We start from the raw sequence: 23,811 nt of genomic DNA, 5'->3' as shown, positions 1-23,811 counted from the left end.
ATAGGCGAACCATGTGCCTTTTTTTTCTTACAATATAGTAGATATACATGAAGAGGTGAGTAGTATGCCAACAACAAAAGGACCGTTACATCCATCGGTTCAACAGTTTAAAGAGTTTGTAAACCATCACCCTAAAATGGTTCATGAGGTTAGAAGTGGTCAAAAAACTTGGCAGCAATTTTATGAAGAATGGTACCTACTTGGTGAAGAAGATCAAATATGGGCAGCGTATAGACCTGATGGAGCACCTGCTTTTTCTTCAGTAAAAGAAAATAAAGAAGAAAAAGAAAATCGAACTGAGGAGGAAAAAACTGCTGATGTGATGGGGCAAATGCTTTCTTTCTTTAAAAAGCTAGACGTAGAACAAATGCAACACCATTTAGCAAATGTAACGAGTGCGATTGGTAGTGTGCAGCAAGTTATCCAACAATTTCAAGGGAACCGCACGCAGCAAGAACAAAATACTTCTGAAAATAATCCATTTTTCTTTCAAAAGGATTAGGGGGAAAGAGGATGAGAGCAGAGCTTATGGAGTTTATAAAGGCTGATGAGGATTTAGCTCGTTATATTCGGGAACAGCCATACTGGTACCGGAAATTAACACGTAATCCAGAAGAAAAAGAGGCTTTTGAGTTAGCTGCCATGCAACATTTCAAAAAAACGATACCAGATAAAGTAGAAAAATTTCAAAATCAATTGGCGGTTGCCTCAATTATGATTGATATGTTCCAGTATATGAAGCAGCAAAATGCGACGTAAAATTGGAAGGGAAAACTATGTCCGTTATGCAAAACTTTTGTTACAATAGAATCGGATTATTAAAAAAGGAGTTGCAGCATGACGGAAATTTGTTTAGTACGACATGGACAAACTGATTGGAATTTTCAAGAGATTATTCAAGGGCGCGAAGATATTCCGCTCAACGAAGTTGGGAAAAAGCAAGCGAGTCAAAGTGCAGCTGCCTTGCAAGCGGAATCGTGGGATATAATTATAAGTAGCCCGTTAATTAGAGCGCAAGAAACGGCTAAGGAAATTGCTGGGGCTATTGGATTGCAATCTATTTTATTAGATGAACGATTTATGGAACGTAATTTTGGGGAAGCTTCTGGGAAACCAGTTGCAGCTGTTAGGGAGTTAATTGCAGAAGGTAATGTAGAAGGAATGGAGCAGGATGAAGAGATTGTAGAGCGCTGTTATACCGCATTACAAGAGGTTGCAGCAACACATGGAGATAAACGTATTATCATTGTTGCGCATTCACATGCAATAAAAGCGATTTTACACGCAATTGCGCCAGATGAAATTACATTTAAAACGCCATTAAAAAATGCATGTATTAGCTACGTGAAAGAAAATGGTGGGAAATGGGATGTTCTTAAATATAATATTGCGGAGCATATTATTGTATAAAAGTACAAGGGAATTGTATGGAAATGAGTTAGAATCATATCTTTCTTTTAGGTGAGACACTTCAATTAGTAGTTCTGTGCCAAATGTGTTATGATGAATACTTGGAGGTGTCTCTCATGATTGTAGCGACGCTGGAAAGCGTATTGATTTTAGATAAGGCAGAGCAGCTTGCAAAAGCGATTATCTGTTCAGATATAGCAGAAGATTATCGTAAGTATTATAAGGATTTGCAAGAAGATATGGAAGTCCAGACGTTAATTCAGCAATTTACAGCGATGAAAGAGCGATATGAAGAAGTGCAACGTTTTGGTAAATATCATCCTGACTATACTTTCGTTTCGACGAAAATGAGGGAATTAAAGCGTTCTGTAGATTTGCATGATAAGGTTGCAGCCTTTAAAAGAGCAGAAACTGATTTACAAAAGTTATTAGATGAAGTTAGTGTAGCAATTGGTTCTGAGGTGTCATCTTCCATTAAAGTTCCAACAGGAAATCCATTTTTTGATGTGGGTGGCTGTGGCGGTGGCTGTGGTACCGGAGGCGGTTGTGGTTGTAAAAAAACGGGGTAATTTACCCTGTTTTTTAGAATATAGAAGAAAACGTATACAGAGTTTGTCCTATAATGTCATAAATTTCTGATTGGTTTTCATAAAATATAAGAATATAAGTTTTTAAAAAGGAGAAGATGGAGAAGATTATGTTCGGGCAACGACAAAGTATGATTGTTTATTTACATTCATTGAAACATGCCAAGATTTTAAGGAAATATGGTAACATTCATTACATATCAAAACGATTGAAATATGCCGTTGTATATTGTGATATGGAACAAATTGAGCATATGATGCAAAAATTGAATAAACTTCCTTTTGTAAAAAAAGTAGAACAGTCGTATCGCCCGTTTTTAAAAACGGAATTCGAAAATTCGCGTCCTGACCGGGCAAAAGAATACGATTATAGCTAAGTAAAAAAATCCCCCGCTAAATTCAGTTGGGGATTTTTTTATTTGAAATAACGTGTTATCTCATTGGAGGAATGAAATTGTTCATTCGTAAAATACCAATCAGATGATTAAAAAATAGTTCTTTTTCAGGGAAAGTTGTTGATGGTTTTACAGTAAAGGGTGTAACTTTTTTTCCTATTTGTTCTGCCATTTCTTCAAATAAAACGACACGTTTGCTTTTTTTATTTTCAAGTATAGGAATGCCTTCACGACATATGTATAATGGCTGGAAATCGCCAGTAGTTGTCGGTTTTAGTATTACAACAAGTGAACACACTTTTTTTTCGTTTTTTACAGTTTCAAATTGTAACATATGTGTTACACGTTCTTGGTTTGTTTTGGCAATTTCAAGTAATTCATATAAGTCAGAGTAGCCTTCTCCGAGTTCTATAAAGCGTTGAATCATATTTTTTCCTCCTCTTTCTTTTACTGTACCATCTCACTTTTTAAATGAAAAGTAGACAAAGAAAAAAACCCTGCAAAGCAGGGCCCTTCTAATACTAGTATGTACTAGTAAGAAGGCAAAGGGAGAGGAGAAACCGGAGGAAGAACTTATGGGGAAACGTAAGTCTTCTCCGCGGTTGGCAACAACATCGAAGGTGATGTTGTTATATTTATTTATGTCCAATCTAAATGAAGATATACATAATGAAATTAAAATTTATGTTTGGCTTTTTATTTTTCTTTTTTTTATTTTATGATAGGATAAAAAAGGTAAAGTAGAGCTGATGTACATAAAGGGTTCTTGTTCGCAAATAGTGAGATGAATATGTAAGAAATAGCGAACGGTTATTTTAACTAAAGTTCTCTATTGGTTAAGTAACGAATTAGTGAAGAATTGTATGGTTTGGTAGCGGTTACTGAATTCAGATGGATTTGCTGTAATCGCTCGATAGATTGAAATAAAGGTAGTGACAACAGATGAGAGTAGTTTCAGGAAAATGTAAAGGGCACCCACTTAAAGCGGTACCTGGTAATACAACACGGCCAACGACAGATAAAGTGAAAGAATCTATTTTTAATATGATAGGTCCTTATTATGATGGTGGTATCGCTCTTGATTTATTTGGTGGTAGCGGTGGCCTTGGAATTGAGGCCATAAGTAGAGGGATTGATAAAGCGATTTTTGTTGACCGAGATAGTAAAGCGATAAAAGTAATTCATCAAAATTTAGAAAGCTGTAGAATACATGAACAAGCTGAAGTGTATCGAAATGATGCAGAGCGTGCGGTAAAGGCGCTTATAAAGCGTGAAATATCATTCGATCTTATACTAATAGACCCTCCATATAAAGATCAAAGAATTGTATCTCTAATTAGTGTGATGGATCAACATGGATTGTTAAATGAAGATGGATTAATTATGGCAGAACATGGCGATGACGTAGTTTTACCTGATTCTATAGGAGAACTTGTAAAAGTGAGAGCAGAAAATTATGGGATTACAGCAATTTCGATTTATAAGTATGAAGGTGAGGGGACAGAATGACAAGTATAGCTATTTCTTCAGGAAGTTTTGATCCAATTACCCTTGGACATTTGGATATTATTAAAAGGGGAGCAAAAGTATTTGATGAAGTGTATGTAGTTGTATTAAACAATTCATCAAAAAAACCATTTTTTTCAGTAGAAGAGCGCTTAGAGTTAATTAAAGAGGCAACAAAGGACATCCCGAATGTAAAAGTTGATTCACATAGTGGATTATTAGTGGAATATGCAAAAATGCGTAATGCAAATGCGATTTTACGCGGGTTACGAGCGGTTTCTGATTTTGAATATGAGATGCAAATTACTTCTATGAATCGAAAATTAGATGAAAATATCGAAACCTTTTTTATTATGACAAACAATCAATACTCATTTTTAAGCTCGAGTATTGTGAAAGAAGTTGCAAGATATGGTGGAAGTGTAGTAGACCTTGTTCCTCCAGTTGTAGAGCGTGCTTTAAAAGAAAAGTTTCAAACCCCGTTAAAGTGAACGGGGTTTTTCTTTATCCCTCTATTTGCGGACAGTAAGACTCACACCTCAAAATTCGGCTGAAGCAATGAATTTAGGTGGGAGTCGGGCTGCCCGTAAAAGCCCGATTGGTGAAGGTTAATAAAATCTGTAGGGGATGAACAAAACCTCCACGGATTAAAGTTTCACTTTATTAATGCGTAAAAACAGTAAGATAACATATAAATATAAACAAAATAAAGTGAAGATAGGTCCGTAGTGTATAAACGATGTCCAAACATCATTAAGTGCAGAAGAATGATTCAATAAAAATACGGGAATATCTTCTTGTGTAGGTGAGAAAGAATGAACTTTTTCATAAAATGGTCCCCAAAATATAAAAGTGAGAATAGGAGCGAAAATACTTTGGATAATTCGCGCTAAAAAATATGGTTTAAAACGGATGTCTGTCTCCGCTAATATGCTTGCTACTTGAGCCTGAATAGAAAGACCGCTAAATGCTAATATGAAGCTTGTTACCATCGCTTGTTGAAGAAGTGTGGTTTCATTTATTTGACTAATCATTTGGCTTCCAAGTGTCATTTCAAAAATACCAGATAGTATCGGAATGCTAAATTCGGATGTTAGTTGGAAGAATGATAAAATATGTTGCATAATAAAAGAAAGCGCTTCTGTAATTTGGAAAACAGTAATCATTTTATTTAAAACAGAGAATAAAATAATAAACCCACCAATCATGAGTAATGTTTGAATAGAAGAAACGATAGCGTCTCCGAGTAGTTTTCCGATTGGTCTTTTTTCTTGCATACGCGTTTGGTGGAGGACTGAGAAAGGGTTTTGAAAGGGACGTTTTTGGATAGTATGTTTGTCTTTTATGTAGGTATCGTTATTGCCGTAAAAACGCATAATTAATCCGACGGCAAAGTTACTTATATAATGTGCAGCTGCTAATACAAACCCTAATTTCGGATTATTGAAAAAACCGATAGAAACAGCTCCGAAAATAAAAAGTGGATTAGAAGAATTTGTGAAAGATACGAGTCGTTCTGCTTCAATTTGTGTTAGTTGATTGCTTTTGCGTAGTCTAGCGCTTAATTTGGCGCCAGCAGGGAATCCTGAAGCCATTCCCATTGCCCAAACAAACCCGCCTACCCCTGGAACACGAAAAAGTGGCCGCATTAGCGGCTCTAATATAACACCGATAAATTTTACAACACCAATACTGATTAGAAGTTCCGCAATGATGAAAAACGGTAGTAGTGAAGGGAATACAACTTCCCACCATATATTTAACCCGCGAATTGAAGCTTGCAAGGCAGCTTGGGGGTGGAGTACAAGAGAAAAGGTTAAAAATAACATTGATATGGTAAGAAAAGCAGTTTTCCATTTTTCGTACATGTAAGAAAATCCCCCTTTGTCCCAAAAACGTTCATTTCAGTATACGTGGATATGTGGTGAATTTAGACCATAAGTATGAAAAAGGAATGAAAAAAATTAAAGGGTGAGAAAAATGAAGGAACCAAAAATTGGTTTAGCGCTTGGATCTGGAGGTGCGAAAGGTTTTGCTCACATTGGGGTAATAAAAGTGTTAAGGGAAGCTGGCATCCCTATTCATATGATAGCAGGTAGTAGTATAGGAGCGTTAATAGGCACATTTTATGCAGCGAGTTGTAACGTTGAAAGGCTGTATAAATTGGCAGCTGTTTTTAAAAGGAAATATTATTTAGATTTTACAGTTCCTAAAATGGGATTTATTGCTGGAAAACGTATTAAAGATATGATTAAAATGTTTACATATAATAAAAAATTAGAAGAGTTAGATATCCCAACGGCTGTTGTGGCTACTGACATTTTGAAGGGGGAAAAAGTTGTCTTTACAAGTGGCCCGATAGCAGAGGCGGTTCGAGCTAGTATATCTGTACCGGGGGTGTTTGTTCCAGAAAAAATAGATGGCCGCTTATTAGTGGATGGAGGAGTAATCGATCGTATTCCAGTATCAGTTGTAAAAGATTTAGGTGCTGATATTGTTATTGCTGTTGATGTATCTCCGATTAAGGTGAATGGAGAGGTTACATCTATTTATGATGTGATTATGCAAAGTATTGAAATTATGCAACATGAACTTGTAATGAACCGGCAAATAGCATCAGATTTAATGATGCGACCAGCTGTTGAACAATTTAGTTCGCGTGCTTTTACACATATTGAAGACATTATAAGGGTCGGAGAAGTGGAAGCAGAAAAACACATTTCAAACATTTATTTACTAATTGAGCAGTGGAAGGAGAAACATAATGTTTAAGCGTTTTCGGTTTATATATGCAATTTTAATAGGTGTTATATTGGCGATGTTACTTGTTTATGTACGTTTGCCATATTATGTGACAAAACCAGGTATGGCGGCGAAATTAGCGCCATACGTTCAAGTAGATGGTGGAACGAAAGAGTCTGGTGATTTCATGCTTGTCACTGTCTCGATGGGACCGGCCAATGTGGTGAATTTAATAGCCGCGCAGTTTAATAAATATACACATATTTCGAAAGCGGAAGAAATATTACAAAGAGGCGAGAGTGATGAAGAATATCAATTTCGCCAAAATTATGCAATGAAAGATTCGCAAAATGCAGCAATCTATAATGCTTATAAACGTGCAAATCGTTCTGTTTCTTTTGAAAATAAAGGTGTACTAGTTGCAGGTGTAGCAAAGGGTATGCCGTCAGAAGGAAAGCTGAAGCTTGGGGATGTTATTATAGCTGTCGATGGAAAAATATTTGACAAGACGGAACAATTTATTGAGTATATGACAGGGAAAAAAGAAGGGGATACAGTAAATATTGAATATAAGCGAGGGGGAAAACAGTTTAAAGAAAATTTAAATGTAAAGACAATTCCTAACGGAAATGGACGCGTTGGTATAGGGGTCTCTATTGTTACGGAAAGAGAATTAGTAGTGGACCCGAAAGTGAAAATTGATTCCCATGAAATAGGGGGGCCATCAGCAGGTTTAATGTTCACATTAGAAATTTATAATCAGCTTGTGGAAGAGGATTTAACGAAAGGACATGAAATAGCTGGAACAGGTACAATCAATGAACAAGGAGAAGTTGGTCCAATTGGTGGCATTCAGCAAAAAGTGGTAGCTGCTAGTGATGCGGGTGCTGAGGTATTCTTTGCGCCGAATGAAAAAGGTGCGGAGAAATCAAATTATAAAGATGCGCTTGAGGCTGCAAAAGATATTAAAACAAAGATGAAAATTGTACCAGTGGATACATTGGATGATGCGTTGAAGTATTTGGAAAAAATGGGCGAAAAAAAGTAAACCTCTCTGAAAAAGAGAGGTTTTTTTATAAGAATCTTGTTGTTGTTTCGTCGTAACGAATTGGATGATGCGTTGCGTCTTGCTTTAGCGATTGTGTCCGTATCGGTTCTTTCATTATGGAGAAATATACAGCATTTGCTTTTCGTTCTATGTCTAAAGTAGGGTGTTTGAATGTTTTTGTATGGGTAAGGATTGGGAGATCTATTTTTTTCTTATTTTTAGAAAGGTAAGTTTGTCCTTTTTGTGACATACCGAGTAGACGGATATACGGTGCGTATTGCTCTATATTTGCATTGTATATTTCTTCCTTCGTTGTATTTGTTAAAATATGTGTACAAGCTCTTTGTAATCTAGTCCATGTATAACGTTTTGTTTTTAATGCTTCCATGAATGAATGGAACGATGAACTGTCCTGTATTTTTGATAAAATACGATGCTCTAAACCTTCTTCCATTTCATATATATGTTGTAAGTCTTGAGAAGACATGGTCATGAGTTTGTATTTGAAAAACGAAAAGTAATTTTCCCAGTTATGTAACACACCGTAGTTTTGCTTGTAATTTTCTAAAAGAGAAGCAGACGTTTTCGGGATAAAAGGCTCAATAGTTGAAAATGAACTGTTTTCGCTAAATAGTTGCTTACGAATACTTGTTGCGCTTGCAATATGTTTATTATGAAATGTTTCATCATGATAATGAGAGGCGAATCTTTTTATAGTTTGTACTTGCATGGCACTATTTTGTGAGAGAATTGCCTTGATGTATTGTAAGCCTAAAATGTTATTTGGTTGTGACATATCTACGTTTTTTTCGGGTGGTAAGATGCGTAGAAAGGCTTCAGATGTTGCTTTTGCGTAACTATTCCCCTCGTTCATAAATTGTTTTACAAGACGATTAAAAGTCTCTTCTTCATTTTTTTGTACAGAAATGGTATTATAAAAATTTTCAGTTTGCCCATCTTCACTACCGAAACAAATTTCAGAAACACGAAGGGCGTTTAAAATGGAAATTGCGCCATTTGCGAATGTTTCAGCCTTTTGTGTTGCAAATGCATAAGGAAGCTCTACAACAAGGTCTACGCCGCTTGCTAAGGCCATTTTGGTACGATACCATTTGGAGGTGAGTGCAGGCTCACCACGCTGTAAAAAAGGACCGCTCATAACGGCAATAATAATATCAGACTGTGTTAACTTTTTTGTTTGTTGCACATGATAAGCATGACCGTTATGAAAAGGGTTATATTCAACAACAATACCACTGGCTTTTATGGTAATCTCTCCTTTCGATGTAGCATCTTTTTGGAAAACGTGATAATCTATATATTATTTCCTATGATGACTTCATTATAGTGTAAAGAAAAAACATTGACAAATATAAAATGGCTAGCTATAATTTTGTTTGTTGCCTTGAGGTGATATGATATGAAATGGTCCATCCATCAATTGAATAAATTGAGAAATAAAGGATTGACATTGGATGAGATGGTAGATGTAAGTGAGCTAAAAGAGGTCGAGAAAGATATTCGTGAAATTAATCCTGTTCATGTAACAGGAAGAGTTGATTTTGGCTCCGGTAAGTTTACGTTTCATCTACATATAACTGGAAGCATGGTTTTACCATGTTCTCGCTCTTTAGTAGATGTGACATTACCATTTGACATTAAAACAACTGAGGTGTTCCAAACTTCTGAAGAGGAGTTTGAAACAGAAACTGAAATTCATTGTTTAGAAGGAGAAGTACTTGACTTACTGCCCGTAATCAAGGAAAATATACTTTTGGAGATTCCAATGCAAATTTTCAGTGATGATGTTTCTGGTGGAGCACCGACGCAAGGTCAAGACTGGCAAGTGATTTCGGAAGAAAACAAAGAAAAGCCTGTTGATCCAAGATTGGCAGGACTTGCAAAGTTTTTTGACAAATAATCGGAAGACTGGTTCAGGCCTTCATATGAAAATAACTATTTCTTTTAAGGAGGTGGGAAGAATGGCTGTACCTTTTAGAAGAACTTCTAAAACAGTAAAAAGAAAGCGTCGTACGCATTTCAAATTATCAGTACCTGGTATGGTAGAGTGCCCAAGCTGTGGTGAAGCGAAATTAGCTCACCGTGTATGTAAAGCATGCGGTACTTACAAAGGTAAAGAAGTAATCAGCAAGTAATTGCAAAAAATAAACGTAGAAGATATCTTCTACGTTTATTTTTTTTGTCTTATTCTTTATTTGTTGTATTCTATCTTTTCTAGTAACTGCATATGCTTAATAAAAAATGCATAGGGAGGACTAGAGAGATGGCGACAACAAGACAAGATGCTTGGACTGATGATGAAGATTTGCTTCTGGCAGAAGTAGTACTCCGGCATATTCGTGAAGGTGGAACGCAACTTTCCGCTTTTAAGGAGGTGGGAAGACATTTATCTCGTACACCTGCAGCGTGTGGATTTAGGTGGAATTCTTACGTTAGAAAGCAGCACAGAGAACGTATTGAAGAAGCGAAACAACTGCGTAAAGTGGAAAATTATGAAGTGAAAGAGACAAAGATAGTGGAGGCGCCTACGTCTCTTACATTAAATGATGTCATTGATTTCTTACAAAGTTATAAAAACGAAAAAGATTCAACTGTGTTGCAGCAACAAATTGAATCATTACAAACCGAAAGAGCGCGTCTTCTGGAGCGATTATCAGTATATGAGGAAGAGTATAGAACATTACTTGATTATATTGATCAAAAAAGAAGTGTAATGGTATTAGAGGGAAAAGAAAGAGATGTTGTTCGTACGAATGAAAAATTGGAGAAGTTAAAGAAATAAAAAAACAGCTGCATGACAGCTGTTTTTTTATTTCTTAAGCAGATTCTTCGTTTGTAACCGCATTCAAATTTGTTTCTGGTTGCCAAATGTAAAATTCACCATCGGTTACTGATACTTTTTGGAAATTTAATTTATCCCAAAAACCTGCTGATTGGACACGTGCTATCGTTTTAATCGGGAATTGTAGTTGCTTCGCGTAATTAACGAGCATTTGTCCAAATCCTTGTTTTTGAAAAGTTGGTAACACCTCGAGTTTATAGAGTTCTATATAAGGACCAGTGATTTCGAAATTTTCTCCACCGTTCCTTTTCATATATAGACTCATACGCGCGATTAGTGATCCTCCATAGTAAATACCATAAAATGGAGATTCGCTATCATTTTCAATAATATTTGCCTGTAATTCTTCAAGCATGGATAACTCTAAAGCTCCGCAGCCTTTAAACTTTTTAAATTCATCTAACGTTTTATAATTGATGAGCAAACGCTCAACTTTTGGGAATATCATGACATCACATCCCTTTCTTATCTTGTTGAATGCAGAAAAGTATAAATATTTATAATAATAGTATAACTCATTTTTTAATTTTTATGAAGAAGATAGAATATTTCTTTCATTATTTTTTTGAGGATTTGCTAAACTAAGAGTAGAACTATGTATATAAGTAGTATATACATAGTGAAAGAAGAGGTTGCATTAGTTACAAGATAATTGAATCCTCAACTATGTTATTGTAATTTAGTAAGATGTAAAGGGGGGGGGACAAGGAAACTTATGTAAATTACTATTATGAGTTCCTTGTGTAAAGATGAAAATTGGAATTGTTGGACCGGGGGCTATTGGTCTCCTATATGCATTTTATTTACAAAAAAGCAATCAAGATGTTACGTTGTTTACAAGGACCGCTAAGCAAGCGGAGGAATTAAGCTTAACGGGTGTAACTTGTATTAGGAATGGAGAACGTGAAACAGTGTTTCCGTCTATTTTACCGATAGAAAGTATGCTGAATAAAAAGTTAGATTATACATTTATTGCTGTAAAGCAATATCACATAACTGACATATTACCTTTTATGCAGGGAGAATCGTCATTAATCTTTTTACAAAATGGAATGTCCCACCTTCATGTTATGGAAAAATTAAGGAATGAACGTATAGCGGTCGGGATTGTGGAGCATGGTGCAAAAAAAGAGGATGGACATACAGTTCATCATACTGGAATAGGTGTTACAAAATTTGGTGTAGTGCGCGGTCAATCTAGTTGTTTTAAAAAGGTATTTAATTGTTTTCCTTTTGATTATTTTCCGATTCAGATAGAAGATGATTGGAAGGGGATTATGCGCAATAAATTAGTAGTCAATGTGTGCATTAATCCATTGACGGCATTATTGCAGGTTCAAAATGGAGAGTTAATTTCAAATCCTTATTTTTATCAAATGATGGAGCAAGTATTTCAGGAAGTTGCATTCCTTCTTAAAGAAGAAGAGAAAGAAACGGTATGGCAACTGGTACGCCGGGTATGTGAAAGAACATCTCATAATACATCATCTATGTTAGCGGATGTAAGAGCGAATAGACCAACGGAAGTTAATGCAATTATTGGATATGTATTAGAAGAAGCTAAGGAACAACAACAATCAGTTCCGACACTACAATTTCTGTTCAAGGCAATAAAAGGAATGGAAGCATAAGTGTTATTCTTTGCTTTTACGTGAAACATTGACTACAATGTGGGTTGGTGAGAGAACAGGATACGAAAGGAAGAATTATATGGAGATAAAAGAAATCTCTGTTCCACTACAAGGAGTTGTAGCGGACTATATGAACGGTAAAAAAGAGATACAGTCATGTTTTGACTATATGTTAACAGAAGATGCTTTTAAACAGCGTATACATGATTTGCGCGAGAGAAAGTTTTTCCGTCAAGATTTAGTAACGCATTTATTAGAATATAATACACAATTACAAGCCGGAGAATTTACAATTCAAAATATAAAAGCGCTTGAAGATGAAAATACATATGTAGTTATAGCTGGACAACAAGCGGGGTTATTAACGGGACCGCTTTATACAGTGCATAAAATTATTTCAATTTTACAGCTTGCGAAAGAAAAAGAAGAGAGCTTAGGGGTTCGAGTTGTTCCTGTCTTTTGGATTGCTGGTGAAGACCATGACATGGATGAGATTAATCACACTTTCGTAACGAAAAATAAAAAAATAAAAAAGACTATTTTTCATGATCGTCATCCGAAAAAGGCGAGTGCTTCTGAGTCTGAGCTTTCTATTGAAGACTGTAGAAAATGGATTGAGGAGATTTTTAAAACATATCCAGAAACTAATTTTACAAAGGATGTATTACAATTTATTGATGATGCTTTGAATAAATCGAATACGTATGTAGATTTCTTTGCTTACCTTATTATGAAATTGTTCGCGAATTCTGGTTTAATTCTTGTAGATTCACATCATCCTGCATTAAGAAAATTAGAAGTGCCGTTCTTACAACAAATTATAAGTAAATATAAAGAAATTCAAGTAGGACTTCATAATCAACAGGAAGTAATTAAGGAACTAGGATTTAAACCGATTATTGAAACGAAGTCTAACGCGGTGCATATATTCATGGAAATTGATAATGAGCGAGTATTGCTTGAAGAGGATCAAGGGAAGTTTGTTGGAAAAGATGGAGTACATTCATTTTCTTATGAAGAATTGATGGAAGAGATGGAAAGAAGTCCAGAGCGTTTTAGTAATAACGTTGTCACACGCCCTCTTATGCAAGAGTATATGTTTCCTACGTTAGCGTTTATTGGCGGGCCAGGGGAGTTAGCTTATTGGAGTGAATTGCAACAAGTGTTCCATACAGTCGGTTTCCAAATGCCGCCTGTTGTTCCGCGTCTTACAGTTACTTATATGGAGCGAGATATTGCGACAGATTTATACGATTTAGATTTGCAAGAAAGTGATCCGTTTTTTAATAATGTAGATAAACTGCGTGAAAACTGGTTGTCTAATCAAATAGAGGAACCGATTGATGATTGTTTTATAGAGGCGAAAAAAGAAATCATTGATATTCATACATCATTACAGCAATTTGTGAAGAAAATAGACCCAGGATTAAGTGCGTTTGCAGGAAAAAATGAACTGAAAATTAATGAACAAATTGAACTATTAGAAAGAATGTTGAAAAGAAATGTTGAGAAGAAACATGAGGTTCAGTTAAATAAATTCCGCCGTATACAATTTGCGCTTCGTCCGTTAGGGGCACCGCAAGAACGCGTGTGGAATGTATGTTATTATTTAAATCAGTTTGGTCTTGATTTTGTTGACCGAGTAATGAAACAATCCTTTTCGTGGGATGGAAAACATCATGTAATAAAACTATAGAATCTTGCTCTTTGGAGCAGGATTTTATTTTTATTCTGTTGAATTAACTGTGAAGTGAATTTTTTCTGAATTGTCACTCTTATATTAATGTACGGAATCGCTATGGAGCAGATTTATATATATGACAAAATAGCACAAAATGTAAACGGATTATTATCTTTTTCGACAGGTTTTTGTTTAAATTCCCGCAAAAGATGATAAAATTTAGTATATAATAAAATAAAATAGCGATTTGTATAGTATGCTGCCTTTGTTGGCAAGTTAAATGAGTCGTTTTTTAGTAGCATTTCGTTCTCTAATAGTAAAATATGCGTTTAGAGGAAGAGATGCATTCAACATAACTAATTGGAAAAAGAGTAGGTGCAACAATGTTTAAACACGTAACAGTACTTTTAAAAGAAACAGTAGATGGCTTAGATATAAAGCCGGGTGGTACATATGTAGATTGTACACTGGGTGGAGGAGGACATAGTTCTTATTTATTATCTCAGCTAACTGATGGCGGAAAATTAATAGCGTTTGATCAAGATGAAATAGCGATTCAAAATGCGAAGGAAAAGTTTTCTTCTTATGGTGAACAATTTGTAACAGTGAAGAGCAATTTCCGTTATTTATCTGAAAAACTACATGAATTAGGTATCACAGAAGTAGACGGGATTTTATTCGATTTAGGTGTTTCATCCCCACAATTAGATACACCAGAGCGTGGTTTTAGTTACCATCATGATGCGCCGTTAGATATGCGGATGGATCAAGATGCCCCATTAACAGCATATGATGTTGTGAACAGCTGGTCATATGAACAACTCGTAAGAATTTTCTTCCAGTACGGTGAAGAGAAATTTTCAAAGCAAATCGCAAGGAAGATTGAAGCGTATCGCGAGAATAAAGCGATTGAAACGACAGGAGAGTTAGTGGAATTAATTAAAGAAGGTATTCCAGCTCCGGCCCGTAGAACAGGTGGACATCCTGCGAAGCGAGTATTCCAGGCGATTCGTATCGCTGTAAATGATGAATTAAAAGTATTTGAAGAAGCGTTGGAATCTGCAATTGAGATGGTCAAGCCTGGTGGAAGAGTTAGTGTTATAACATTCCATTCTTTAGAAGATCGTATTTGTAAAACGACGTTTAAGCGAAATAGTACAACACCGCAATTACCACCAGGACTACCGATAATCCCAGATGAATTTAAGCCGAAATTAAAACTTATTACAAGAAAACCGATTTTACCTTCTGATATTGAATTAGAAGAAAATAATCGAGCGCGTTCTGCGAAGTTGAGAATCGCTGAAAAAAGATAAAAAGGAGAGAGAGGTATGACTAATTTAGCTGTTAAGTACAAACAACAAGCGCAAGAAGAGGTACAAATTCAAACGCCACCACAGCAGATGGTTAAGCCAAAGGTAAAAGCGAAAATTACAAGAATCGAAAAGCTGTTGTATGTAGCGTTTATTGGCTTTTTAATATATGCCTGTGTAGCTTTTATTGGCAATAAAGCGGGTCTTTATCAAGTTAATGTAGAAGCAGCGACGATAGAAGAACAGATTGTGAAGCAACAAAAAGAAAATCAAGAATTGCAGGCTGAAGTGGAGAAGTTAAGTCGTTATGAACGTATTGCTGAAGTTGCAAAAAAACACGGGCTAGAAATTAATGCGAATAATGTGAAGGGCCTGAAGTAAGGCAAGTAGGTGTGAAGAAAAGATGAAGAGAAATATGACCAAATTTCATACCAATAAAGGAGCAGGTTATTTTATGATATTTTTCCTCCTGCTCTTTTTGCTGTTATTAGCCCGATTTTTTTACATACAAGTAACAGGAACAGTGGATGATCATGATTTAAAGAAACTTGCTGAGCAAAAACATAGTAAAAAAGGAGTTCTCGAAGCGAATCGAGGAACAATTTATGATCAAAATGGCCATGTGTTAGCGCAAGATGCAAATTCCTATAAAATTGTAGCGGAATTAAAAGGTGCTAAACCTGTTGAGAATAAAGAAGACACTGCAAAGAAAATCGCTGGAGTACTCGGAAAAGGCGAAGATCAGATTTTAGCCGCTTTAAATAAAGATAAAAGTCAAGTGGAATTTGGAGCGTTAGGCAAGGACTTGACGAAAGAACAGAAAGAACAAATAGAAGCATTGAAATTGCCGGGGATTTCTTTTATTACGGAAAATGCGAGAGTGTATCCAAATGGAGATTTCGCATCTTACGTCATAGGTCATGCGAAACCGGATGAACACGGAATCTCAGTAGGTCAATTTGGCTTAGAGAAGAGTTTGGACAAGTATTTAGGTGCCTCTAATGGTGAGGTAGCCTATACAGGCGATCGTAAAGGAGTATCTCTTGACGGTGGAAAAGTGAATGTAAAGGCACCTAAAAATGGAGATAACGTATATTTAACGCTTGATCAACGTATTCAAAGTTATTTAGAAGACGCAATGAAAGAAGCGAGTAAACATTATGATCCAAAAAGTTTAATAGGAATTGTTGCGGATCCGAAAACGGGAAAAATATTAGCGATGTCTAGTAAACCTAGTTACGATCCAAATCAACGTAATATTGATTATTATTTTAATGATGCAATTGCAAATGCATTTGAACCTGGATCAACAATGAAAATTTTCACATTAGCGGCAGCTATTAATGAAGGTGTGTATAAGGGACAAGACTTTTATCAGTCTGGTACATATCAAGTGGGTAATCGCAAAATAAAAGATCATAATGGCGGCGCTGGATGGGGCTCTATCACATTTGATGAAGGGGTAGAGCGTTCTTCAAACGTAGCGTTTGCGATTTTAGGCGATCAAAAACTTGGTCCAGAACGTTTCCGAAAATATATTCATAGTTTTGGATTAGACGAAAAAACGAATATTGATTTACCTGGTGAAGGGTCAAATACAATTTTATTTGATCAACAAATACAGCAAGTAACAACAGCGTTTGGACAAGGTTCTACAGTGACACCAATCCAACTCGTGCAAGCTGCAACAGCGATTGCGAATGATGGGAAAATGATGAAACCTTATACAATTGATAAAATTGTGGATCCAATAACAGGTAAAGTACAGTTAGAGCATAAACCAGAAGAAGTAGGAAAACCTGTTTCAAAAGAGACAGCAGCGCAAGTAAGGCAATTACTAGAACGTGTTGTTACATCACCGAAAGGAACAGGAACTGCATATAAAGTTGATGGGTATTCAGTCGGTGGTAAAACAGGTACAGCACAAATTCCTGACGGAAAAGGTGGCTATATGACAGGAAGAGAGAATTATATATTCTCATTCCTAGGTATGGCACCGATGGACGATCCGCAACTTGTTGTGTATTTGGCCGTTAAACAGCCGAAATTAAAAGATGATGAAAACGGGGCTCAACCTTTAGCTGATATCTTTAAATATGTAACGAAAAATAGTTTAGAGTATTTAAAGATTAAGCCAAATGAAGTAAAAGATCCGAAAAAATATGTGAAAGAGCAACAAACTGTCGTTCCAGATGTAACCGGAAAAACGATGGAAGAAGCGAAAAAAGCAATTGATAAAGCAAAACTTCGTCCAATCGTATTAGGTGAAGGGAAAGTGCAGCAACAAGTGCCAAAAGCGACTGAACAAACATTGAAGGGTGATCGAGTCTTCTTAGTAGGAGATAAGCCTACAATGCCAAATATACAGGGATGGGCACTGCGTGATGTTATGAATTTAGCAAAAACATTAAAGCTTAACTTAAAACCTTCTGGTACAGGGTATGTAACGGAACAAAGTGTGGCGGAAGGAACATTGTTACAACCTGGTACAGAATTAGGTGTAACACTCGTACCACCACTTGAGCCGCAGCAAGAAGCAGAAAAGCCATAATGGTAATAGGGAAGAAGTTCTAATTAAATAAGTACAAGCATATATTGGAACAAGCTAGGCGTAAGGGAGGCTTGTTCCAATATGCGTGTATCAAATGTAACAGTTAGAAAACGACTTATTTTTATACTTATATCGGGAATACTCGTTTTCACCATCATCGATATTCGTCTTGGATATGTGCAATTTTTTCTTGGGAATATGTTAACGGATCGTGCGAAAGATTCATGGAGTCGTAATATTACTTTTGAACCAGAGCGAGGGAAAATTTTAGATCGAAATGGTGTGGAGCTTGCTACGAATAAAAGTGCACCGACCGTCTTTGTTGTGCCGAGGCAAATTGAAAAACCAGCAGAGACTGCAGAGAAGTTAGCTGCAGTATTAGGTGTGGAAAAAGATGATATTTATAAGCGGATTACAAAAAAAGAGTCGATTGTAAGGCTTGATAAAGGCGGAAGGAAAATATCGCATGATAAAGCGAAAGAAGTACGAGGGTTAAGCTTAAAGGGTGTTTATATCGCAGAGGATTCTATCCGGTACTATCCATTTGGTAACTTTTTATCACACGTATTAGGATTTGCGGGCAGTGATAATCAAGGGCTTATGGGACTAGAGAAATATTATGACAAAGAGCTAAATGGTGATAAAGGTCATGTGCGATTTTTTGCAGATGCGAAAGGGCAGAGAATGCCTAACGTTGGTGATGATTTTAAAAAACCAGAAGCCGGCTTGAATTTAGGATTAACAATTGATTCACGCATTACAAGGATTATGGAAAGAGAAATGAATATTGCGGAATCGACGTATAATCCAGACGGTATGATAGCAATTGCGATGAATCCGAAAAATGGTGAAATTTTAGGTATGTCAAGTCGACCAAGTTTTGATCCAGCAGACTTTCAAAGTGTTTCTCCGGAAGTATATAACAGAAACTTACCTGTATGGAGTACGTATGAGCCTGGGTCAACATTTAAGATTATTACATTAGCCGCAGCCTTGAATGAAAATTTAGTAGACTTAGAGAAAGATACGTTTTATGATGATGGAGCAGCTGAAGTTGGTGGAGCTAGGTTGCGATGTTGGAAAGCTGGAGGTCATGGTAGCCAAACGTTTTTAGAGGTAGTTCAAAACTCTTGTAACCCGGGATTTATTGAACTCGGTGATCGTCTTGGTAAAGACCGATTGTTTAAATACATTCGCAATTTCGGATTTGGACAGAAGACCGGAATTGACTTGCAAGGTGAAGGTAGCGGGATTTTATTTAACTTAGATAAAGTTGGTCCAGTCGAGCAAGCAACGACTTCATTCGGGCAAGGTGTTTCGGTTACACCAATTCAACAAGTAGCGGCAGTAGCGGCTGCTGTAAATGGTGGAACTTTGTATCAACCATATATAGCGAAGGAATTTATTGACCCGAAGAATAATCAAGTTGTCAGCAAAAAAACGCCTGTTGCGAAAAGAAAAGTTATTTCCAAGGAAACTTCAGAGAAAGTTCGTTATGCATTAGAGAATGTTGTAGCGAAAGGGTCCGGTAAAGGTGCTTATATTGATGGATATCGTGTAGGTGGAAAAACCGGAACTGCTCAAAAGGTGAAAGATGGAAAATATTTAGATAATAACTATATTGTATCTTTTATCGGTTTTGCTCCAGCAGATGATCCACAAATTGTTGTTTACGTTGCTGTTGATAATCCGAAAGGAGTCACTCAATTTGGTGGAGTTGTTGCGGCTCCAATTGTTGGGAATATTCTTCGAGATGCACTTCCTGTTATGGGAGTGGAGCCGAGAAAAGAGCAAGTTGAGAAAGAATATAAATGGGGCGATACACCAACTGTGGAAGTTCCAAATTTAATTGGTATGAAGAAGAAAGATTTACAAACACAACTTGTCGATTTGAAGCTTGATATAAGTGGTGATGGAGAGAAAGTAATTAAACAATCACCAGAAGCTGGAGCGAAAGTTAAAGAAGGTTCGAAAATTAGAATTTACTTCGGGAATTAAAGGTAACCGATTGTGTTTTATGGTACAATTGGTGGAAGTGAGTTCTTTTTAGAAGAGTTGCTTTATTTGAGACGAAAAGTGTCTCGATAATAAACAAGTCTATTTATTAGACTGTAGTAGCACTTACCTCCAGTTTTTATATAACTAGGAGGTAACGTGTTACTTACTTAAAATAAGAGATAAATAAACAATGTAGAGAGGGTTTAGTGAAATGAAGTTGCATACACTTGTATCATGTTTGCATGATTTTCCAGTTGTTCCAAAAGAAAATCCAGAAATAACATCTATTGAAGCTGATTCACGTAAAGTGAGAGAGGGAAGCTTATTTGTATGTATGAAAGGATATACGGTTGATAGCCATGACTTTGCTAAGCAAGCAGCCGCACAAGGAGCGGCTGCTATTGTTGCGGAAAGACCAATTGATGTTGACGTTCCAGTTGTACTTGTGAAAAATACTTTTCGTTCGTTAGCGGTTTTAGCTGATTACTTTTATGGCCAACCAACACACAAGTTACATTTAATCGGTATTACAGGTACAAATGGAAAGACAACAACATCGCATATTATGGATGAAATTATGCGCGCACATGGTCATAAAACAGGGCTAATTGGAACGATTAATATGAAAATCGGTGATGAAACATTTGAGGTGAAAAATACAACACCAGATGCACTAACACTTCAACAGACGTTTTCAAAAATGGTTGAACAAGGTGTGGATAGCACAGTAATGGAAGTTTCGTCTCATGCTTTAGATCTTGGTCGTGTACACGGATGTGATTATGATGTTGCAGTATTTACGAATTTAACACAAGATCATTTAGACTATCATAATACGATGGAAGAATATAAACATGCGAAGGGATTGCTTTTTGCACAGCTTGGCAATAGTTATAATCATAATCGTGAAAAGTACGCTATATTAAACAGCGATGATCCAGTCACGGAAGAGTATATGAGAAGTACAGCAGCTACGGTCGTTACATACGGTATAGAGGTTTCGAGTGATATTATGGCAAAAGATATCGTTATGACGAGCGGTGGCACGACATTTACACTTGTAACACCTTATGAAAGTGTAAATGTTACGATGAAATTAATTGGTAAGTTCAACGTATACAATGTATTAGCTGCTACAGCAGCGGGGCTTGTTTCAGGCGTGAACTTACAAACAATTATTGATGTAATTAAAAAGCTAGCTGGAGTTCCTGGCCGTTTTGAAGTTGTTGATGGCGGACAGAATTATACAGTTATTGTCGATTATGCACATACACCGGATAGCCTGGAGAACGTACTGAAAACTGCGAAACAGTTCGCAAAAGGTGATGTATATTGTATTGTTGGTTGCGGTGGTGATAGAGATCGGACGAAAAGACCGGTGATGGCAAGTGTCGCAACAAAATATGCAACTCACGCAATCTACACATCAGACAATCCAAGAAGTGAAGATCCAGTGGCTATTTTAGATGATATGATAGACGGTGCAAAAGGGAATAATTATGAAGTAATTGTTGATCGGAAAGAAGCGATACGCTATGCGATTTCGAAAGTGAAAGCAGAAGATATTATTATTATTGCTGGTAAAGGGCATGAAACGTATCAAATTATTGGTAAAGAAGTTCATCATTTTGACGATCGTGAAGTCGCTAAAGAAGCAATCACGGAGCGTTTAAACAACGAAGAGTAACAGCATGAGAGGAGGACTACATGTGCTTGAACAAGGTTTATTAGTAACGGCTGGGGTAGCATTCTTAATTTCGGTTGCCCTTTCGCCATTATTTATTCCATTTTTAAGAAAGTTAAAGTTCGGACAGAGTATTCGTGACGAAGGACCGAAGTCACACCAAAAGAAATCAGGAACACCAACGATGGGTGGTATTGTCATATATGTATCTATGATGGTGACTACGCTTATTATGGCGATTAAATTTAATCATTTAGGTGCAGAAGTATCATTGTTATTATTAGTTACATTCGGGTACGGGTTAATCGGATTTTTAGATGACTACATAAAAGTAGTTAAGAAAAGAAATCTTGGTTTAACATCAAAACAAAAATTGATTGGTCAACTTGTAATTGCTATTGCGTTCTTTTTAATTGGAAAAGGGCAAGCATTTCACACGTATATCATGATTCCTGGAACTGATGTTAAATTCGAACTGGGCTGGGCATATTTTGTTCTTGTATTATTTATGCTTATTGGTGGATCGAATGCGGTTAACTTAACAGATGGTTTAGATGGTTTATTATCAGGGACAGCTGCTATTGCATTCGGAGCATTTAGTATTATTGCTGTAGCTCAAGAACAATTTGGGGTAGCGATTTTCTGTATGGCAGTTGTAGGAGCTGTACTTGGCTTTTTAGTATTCAATGCGAATCCAGCGAAAGTATTTATGGGGGATACGGGTTCTCTAGCTTTAGGTGGTGCAATTGCAGCTGTAGCGATTTTGTTAAAACAAGAATTGCTACTTGTTATTATTGGCGGCGTATTCGTAATGGAGACTTTATCTGTTATTATCCAAGTTATTTCGTTCAAAACAACAGGAAAGCGTGTCTTTAAAATGAGTCCATTACATCACCATTATGAATTATGTGGTTGGTCAGAGTGGCGCGTTGTTGTGACGTTTTGGTCTGTAGGATTTTTATTAGCTGTGCTAGGAATTTATATCGGGGTGTGGATGTAATTGAAAACTGTAACTGAATATCAAAATAAAAATGTTCTTGTATTAGGTATTGCTAAAAGTGGTTATGCAGCAGCTACTTTATTAAAAAAATTAGGGGCAAACGTCATTGTAAATGATGGGAAACCATTAGCGGGTAATGTACTTGCAGCTGAGTTACAAGCGGAAGGAATGGATGTTGTATGTGGTGGACATCCGTTAGAATTGCTGGAGAGAAACATTTCACTTGTCGTAAAAAATCCAGGAATTCCATATTCTAATCCACTATTAGTAGCGGCGAAAGAAAAGCAAATTCCAATTGTAACTGAGGTTGAATTAGCATATCGTATTTCAGCAGCACCGTTTGTTGGGATTACAGGATCTAACGGTAAAACAACAACGACTATGTTAACGTTTGAAATGTTGAAAGAAGGACAAAAGCACCCAGTTATTGCGGGGAATATCGGTACTGTAGCTTGTGAAGTTGCGCAATCCGCGATAGAAAATGAAGTTGTCGTTACAGAACTTTCATCGTTCCAATTGATGGGAGTAGAATCGTTCCAACCAAAAATTGCAGCCTTTTTAAATTTATTTGAGGCTCACTTAGATTATCATGGGACGAAGAAAGAGTATGGTTTAGCGAAAGCAAATATTTTCAAAAACCAAACTGAAACAGATTATAGTGTAATTAATGCAGATGATGCAGATGTGATGGCTTTATCTGCTTATAGTAAAGGTCAAAAAATACTATTCTCGACAACGAAAGAAATTGAAGATGGTGCGTGTATAAAAGATAACGCTCTTTATTTTAAAGGTGAAAAAGTTGTTGAAGTAAGTGATATCGTTTTACCTGGTAAGCATAATTTAGAAAATATTTTAGCGGCAATGAGTATTGCTAAATTACTAGGTGTTTCTAATGAAGCAATTATTGCTGTATTAAAACGTTTTACAGGCGTAAAACATCGTTTAGAATATGTAACAACTATTAATAAACGTAAGTTTTATAATGACTCAAAAGCAACGAATATGTTAGCGACTGAGAAAGCTTTATCTGCGTTTACACAACCGATTGTGTTATTAGCAGGCGGGCTTGATCGTGGAAATGAATTTGATGATTTAATTCCGTATTTCAAAAATGTAAAGGCGATTGTAACATTTGGACAAACTGCACCTAAATTAGTAAGAGCGGCAGAAAAAGCGGGATTAGATGTAATTGAAAGTGTCGATACTTTAGATGAAGCAGTAGTGAAAGCTTATGCTCATTCTACAGATGGCGATGTAATTCTTCTTTCTCCAGCATGTGCAAGCTGGGATCAATTTAAAACATTTGAAGAAAGAGGAGACATTTTTATACAAGCTGTGCATAAACTTATATAAAGTAAATCAAAACATCAGTAGGCTAACACCTACTGATGTTTTGTTACAT

25 protein-coding genes are annotated in these 23,811 nt (G+C 36.3%); 21 read left to right on the top strand and 4 right to left on the bottom strand.

Annotated features, from left to right (window positions below; genetic code table 11):
• The first annotated feature begins 64 nt into the window (after window positions 1-64).
• From VK90_RS15520 to VK90_RS15500, 5 genes are all read left to right on the top strand, one after another.
• Entirely contained in the window at window positions 65-502 is a 438-nt protein-coding gene (locus tag VK90_RS15520; protein ID WP_048374018.1) for a YlbD family protein, read from the top strand.
• Between the two features lie 11 nt (window positions 503-513).
• Entirely contained in the window at window positions 514-759 is a 246-nt protein-coding gene (locus VK90_RS15515; RefSeq protein WP_002173180.1) for a YlbE-like family protein, read from the top strand.
• 78 nt (window positions 760-837) lie between these two features.
• Window positions 838-1,410 (top strand): histidine phosphatase family protein, encoded by a 573-nt coding sequence (locus tag VK90_RS15510; RefSeq protein WP_048374017.1) that lies wholly within the window; start codon window positions 838-840, stop codon window positions 1,408-1,410.
• 116 nt (window positions 1,411-1,526) lie between these two features.
• Window positions 1,527-1,979, top strand: a complete 453-nt coding sequence (locus VK90_RS15505; RefSeq protein ID WP_025147766.1) for a YlbF family regulator — start codon at window positions 1,527-1,529, stop codon at window positions 1,977-1,979.
• Between the two features lie 128 nt (window positions 1,980-2,107).
• Window positions 2,108-2,374 carry a YlbG family protein gene (locus VK90_RS15500; RefSeq protein ID WP_002088292.1) on the top strand — a complete coding sequence of 89 codons (267 nt, stop codon included), beginning with the start codon at window positions 2,108-2,110 and terminating at the stop codon, window positions 2,372-2,374.
• A 55-nt stretch (window positions 2,375-2,429) separates the two neighbouring features.
• On the opposite strand, the gene VK90_RS15495 is transcribed toward VK90_RS15500, so the two are convergent.
• Window positions 2,430-2,819: a DUF7147 family protein gene (locus tag VK90_RS15495; protein WP_002173177.1), complete on the bottom strand. Its 390-nt coding sequence runs from the start codon at window positions 2,817-2,819 to the stop codon at window positions 2,430-2,432.
• Between the two features lie 515 nt (window positions 2,820-3,334).
• Between VK90_RS15495 and rsmD the strand changes: the two genes are divergently transcribed.
• On the top strand, window positions 3,335-3,901 hold the full coding sequence (rsmD, locus tag VK90_RS15490; RefSeq protein ID WP_002173176.1) for a 16S rRNA (guanine(966)-N(2))-methyltransferase RsmD: 567 nt from the start codon (window positions 3,335-3,337) through the stop codon (window positions 3,899-3,901).
• A complete protein-coding gene (gene coaD, locus VK90_RS15485; RefSeq protein WP_025147769.1) occupies window positions 3,898-4,389 on the top strand; it encodes a pantetheine-phosphate adenylyltransferase in 492 nt (163 codons plus the stop codon). The genes rsmD and coaD overlap by 4 nt, the downstream gene beginning before the upstream one ends.
• Before the next feature lie 156 nt (window positions 4,390-4,545).
• Here the strand turns inward: coaD and ylbJ are convergent, their stop codons facing one another.
• A complete protein-coding gene (ylbJ, locus tag VK90_RS15480; RefSeq protein WP_002173174.1) occupies window positions 4,546-5,766 on the bottom strand; it encodes a sporulation integral membrane protein YlbJ in 1,221 nt (406 codons plus the stop codon).
• A gap of 112 nt (window positions 5,767-5,878) precedes the next feature.
• Between ylbJ and VK90_RS15475 the strand changes: the two genes are divergently transcribed.
• Entirely contained in the window at window positions 5,879-6,670 is a 792-nt protein-coding gene (locus tag VK90_RS15475) for a patatin-like phospholipase family protein (RefSeq protein ID WP_048374016.1), read from the top strand.
• Window positions 6,663-7,688 (top strand): SepM family pheromone-processing serine protease, encoded by a 1,026-nt coding sequence (locus VK90_RS15470; protein ID WP_002173172.1) that lies wholly within the window; start codon window positions 6,663-6,665, stop codon window positions 7,686-7,688. The genes VK90_RS15475 and VK90_RS15470 overlap by 8 nt, the downstream gene beginning before the upstream one ends.
• 25 nt (window positions 7,689-7,713) lie before the next feature.
• Here VK90_RS15470 and VK90_RS15465 read toward each other — a convergent pair whose 3' ends face one another.
• Window positions 7,714-8,895: a nucleotidyltransferase gene (locus VK90_RS15465; protein WP_048374015.1), complete on the bottom strand. Its 1,182-nt coding sequence runs from the start codon at window positions 8,893-8,895 to the stop codon at window positions 7,714-7,716.
• 213 nt (window positions 8,896-9,108) lie between these two features.
• On the opposite strand from VK90_RS15465, the gene VK90_RS15460 reads away from it, so the two are divergent.
• The 3 genes from VK90_RS15460 (at window position 9,109) to VK90_RS15450 (ending at window position 10,491) form a co-directional block, all read left to right on the top strand.
• On the top strand, window positions 9,109-9,609 hold the full coding sequence (locus VK90_RS15460; protein ID WP_048374014.1) for a YceD family protein: 501 nt from the start codon (window positions 9,109-9,111) through the stop codon (window positions 9,607-9,609).
• A gap of 61 nt (window positions 9,610-9,670) precedes the next feature.
• Entirely contained in the window at window positions 9,671-9,844 is a 174-nt protein-coding gene (gene rpmF, locus VK90_RS15455) for a 50S ribosomal protein L32 (protein WP_001984764.1), read from the top strand.
• Between the two features lie 128 nt (window positions 9,845-9,972).
• Window positions 9,973-10,491, top strand: a complete 519-nt coding sequence (locus VK90_RS15450; RefSeq protein WP_048374013.1) for an RsfA family transcriptional regulator — start codon at window positions 9,973-9,975, stop codon at window positions 10,489-10,491.
• 34 nt (window positions 10,492-10,525) lie between these two features.
• Here VK90_RS15450 and VK90_RS15445 read toward each other — a convergent pair whose 3' ends face one another.
• Complete coding sequence (locus VK90_RS15445) at window positions 10,526-10,999, bottom strand: N-acetyltransferase (RefSeq protein ID WP_048374012.1); 474 nt, start codon at window positions 10,997-10,999, stop codon at window positions 10,526-10,528.
• Between the two features lie 301 nt (window positions 11,000-11,300).
• Between VK90_RS15445 and panE the strand changes: the two genes are divergently transcribed.
• The 9 genes from panE to murD all read left to right on the top strand — a co-directional run bounded on the left by panE (window position 11,301) and on the right by murD (window position 23,762).
• Window positions 11,301-12,182, top strand: coding sequence for a 2-dehydropantoate 2-reductase (panE, locus tag VK90_RS15440; protein ID WP_048374011.1), 882 nt, complete (start codon window positions 11,301-11,303; stop codon window positions 12,180-12,182).
• Between the two features lie 79 nt (window positions 12,183-12,261).
• Window positions 12,262-13,878, top strand: coding sequence for a bacillithiol biosynthesis cysteine-adding enzyme BshC (bshC, locus tag VK90_RS15435; RefSeq protein ID WP_048374010.1), 1,617 nt, complete (start codon window positions 12,262-12,264; stop codon window positions 13,876-13,878).
• 368 nt (window positions 13,879-14,246) lie between these two features.
• Complete coding sequence (rsmH, locus tag VK90_RS15430; protein WP_002173165.1) at window positions 14,247-15,179, top strand: 16S rRNA (cytosine(1402)-N(4))-methyltransferase RsmH; 933 nt, start codon at window positions 14,247-14,249, stop codon at window positions 15,177-15,179.
• 15 nt (window positions 15,180-15,194) lie between these two features.
• Window positions 15,195-15,557 (top strand): cell division protein FtsL, encoded by a 363-nt coding sequence (ftsL, locus tag VK90_RS15425; protein WP_002173164.1) that lies wholly within the window; start codon window positions 15,195-15,197, stop codon window positions 15,555-15,557.
• Window positions 15,558-15,579: 22 nt separating this feature from the next.
• Window positions 15,580-17,727, top strand: a complete 2,148-nt coding sequence (locus VK90_RS15420) for a penicillin-binding protein (protein WP_082147939.1) — start codon at window positions 15,580-15,582, stop codon at window positions 17,725-17,727.
• A gap of 81 nt (window positions 17,728-17,808) precedes the next feature.
• The gene (locus VK90_RS15415; RefSeq protein ID WP_048374008.1) at window positions 17,809-19,725 is read left to right on the top strand and encodes a stage V sporulation protein D; all 1,917 of its coding nucleotides are present in this window, start codon (window positions 17,809-17,811) and stop codon (window positions 19,723-19,725) included.
• Window positions 19,726-19,936: 211 nt separating this feature from the next.
• The gene (gene murE, locus VK90_RS15410; RefSeq protein ID WP_048374007.1) at window positions 19,937-21,412 is read left to right on the top strand and encodes a UDP-N-acetylmuramoyl-L-alanyl-D-glutamate--2,6-diaminopimelate ligase; all 1,476 of its coding nucleotides are present in this window, start codon (window positions 19,937-19,939) and stop codon (window positions 21,410-21,412) included.
• A 22-nt stretch (window positions 21,413-21,434) separates the two neighbouring features.
• Window positions 21,435-22,409: a phospho-N-acetylmuramoyl-pentapeptide-transferase gene (gene mraY / locus VK90_RS15405; RefSeq protein WP_025147782.1), complete on the top strand. Its 975-nt coding sequence runs from the start codon at window positions 21,435-21,437 to the stop codon at window positions 22,407-22,409.
• A complete protein-coding gene (gene murD / locus VK90_RS15400; RefSeq protein ID WP_048374006.1) occupies window positions 22,410-23,762 on the top strand; it encodes a UDP-N-acetylmuramoyl-L-alanine--D-glutamate ligase in 1,353 nt (450 codons plus the stop codon). It abuts the gene before it with no gap.
• Window positions 23,763-23,811: the final 49 nt, after the last annotated feature.

Origin of the sequence: Bacillus sp. LK2 (genome assembly GCF_001043575.1) — a bacterium.
In the GTDB taxonomy this organism is placed as follows: Bacteria; Bacillota; Bacilli; order Bacillales; family Bacillaceae_G; genus Bacillus_A; species Bacillus_A paramycoides.
The sequence above is the reverse complement of the archived record's forward strand: the minus strand, read 5'-3'. Positions and strand labels throughout refer to the sequence as shown.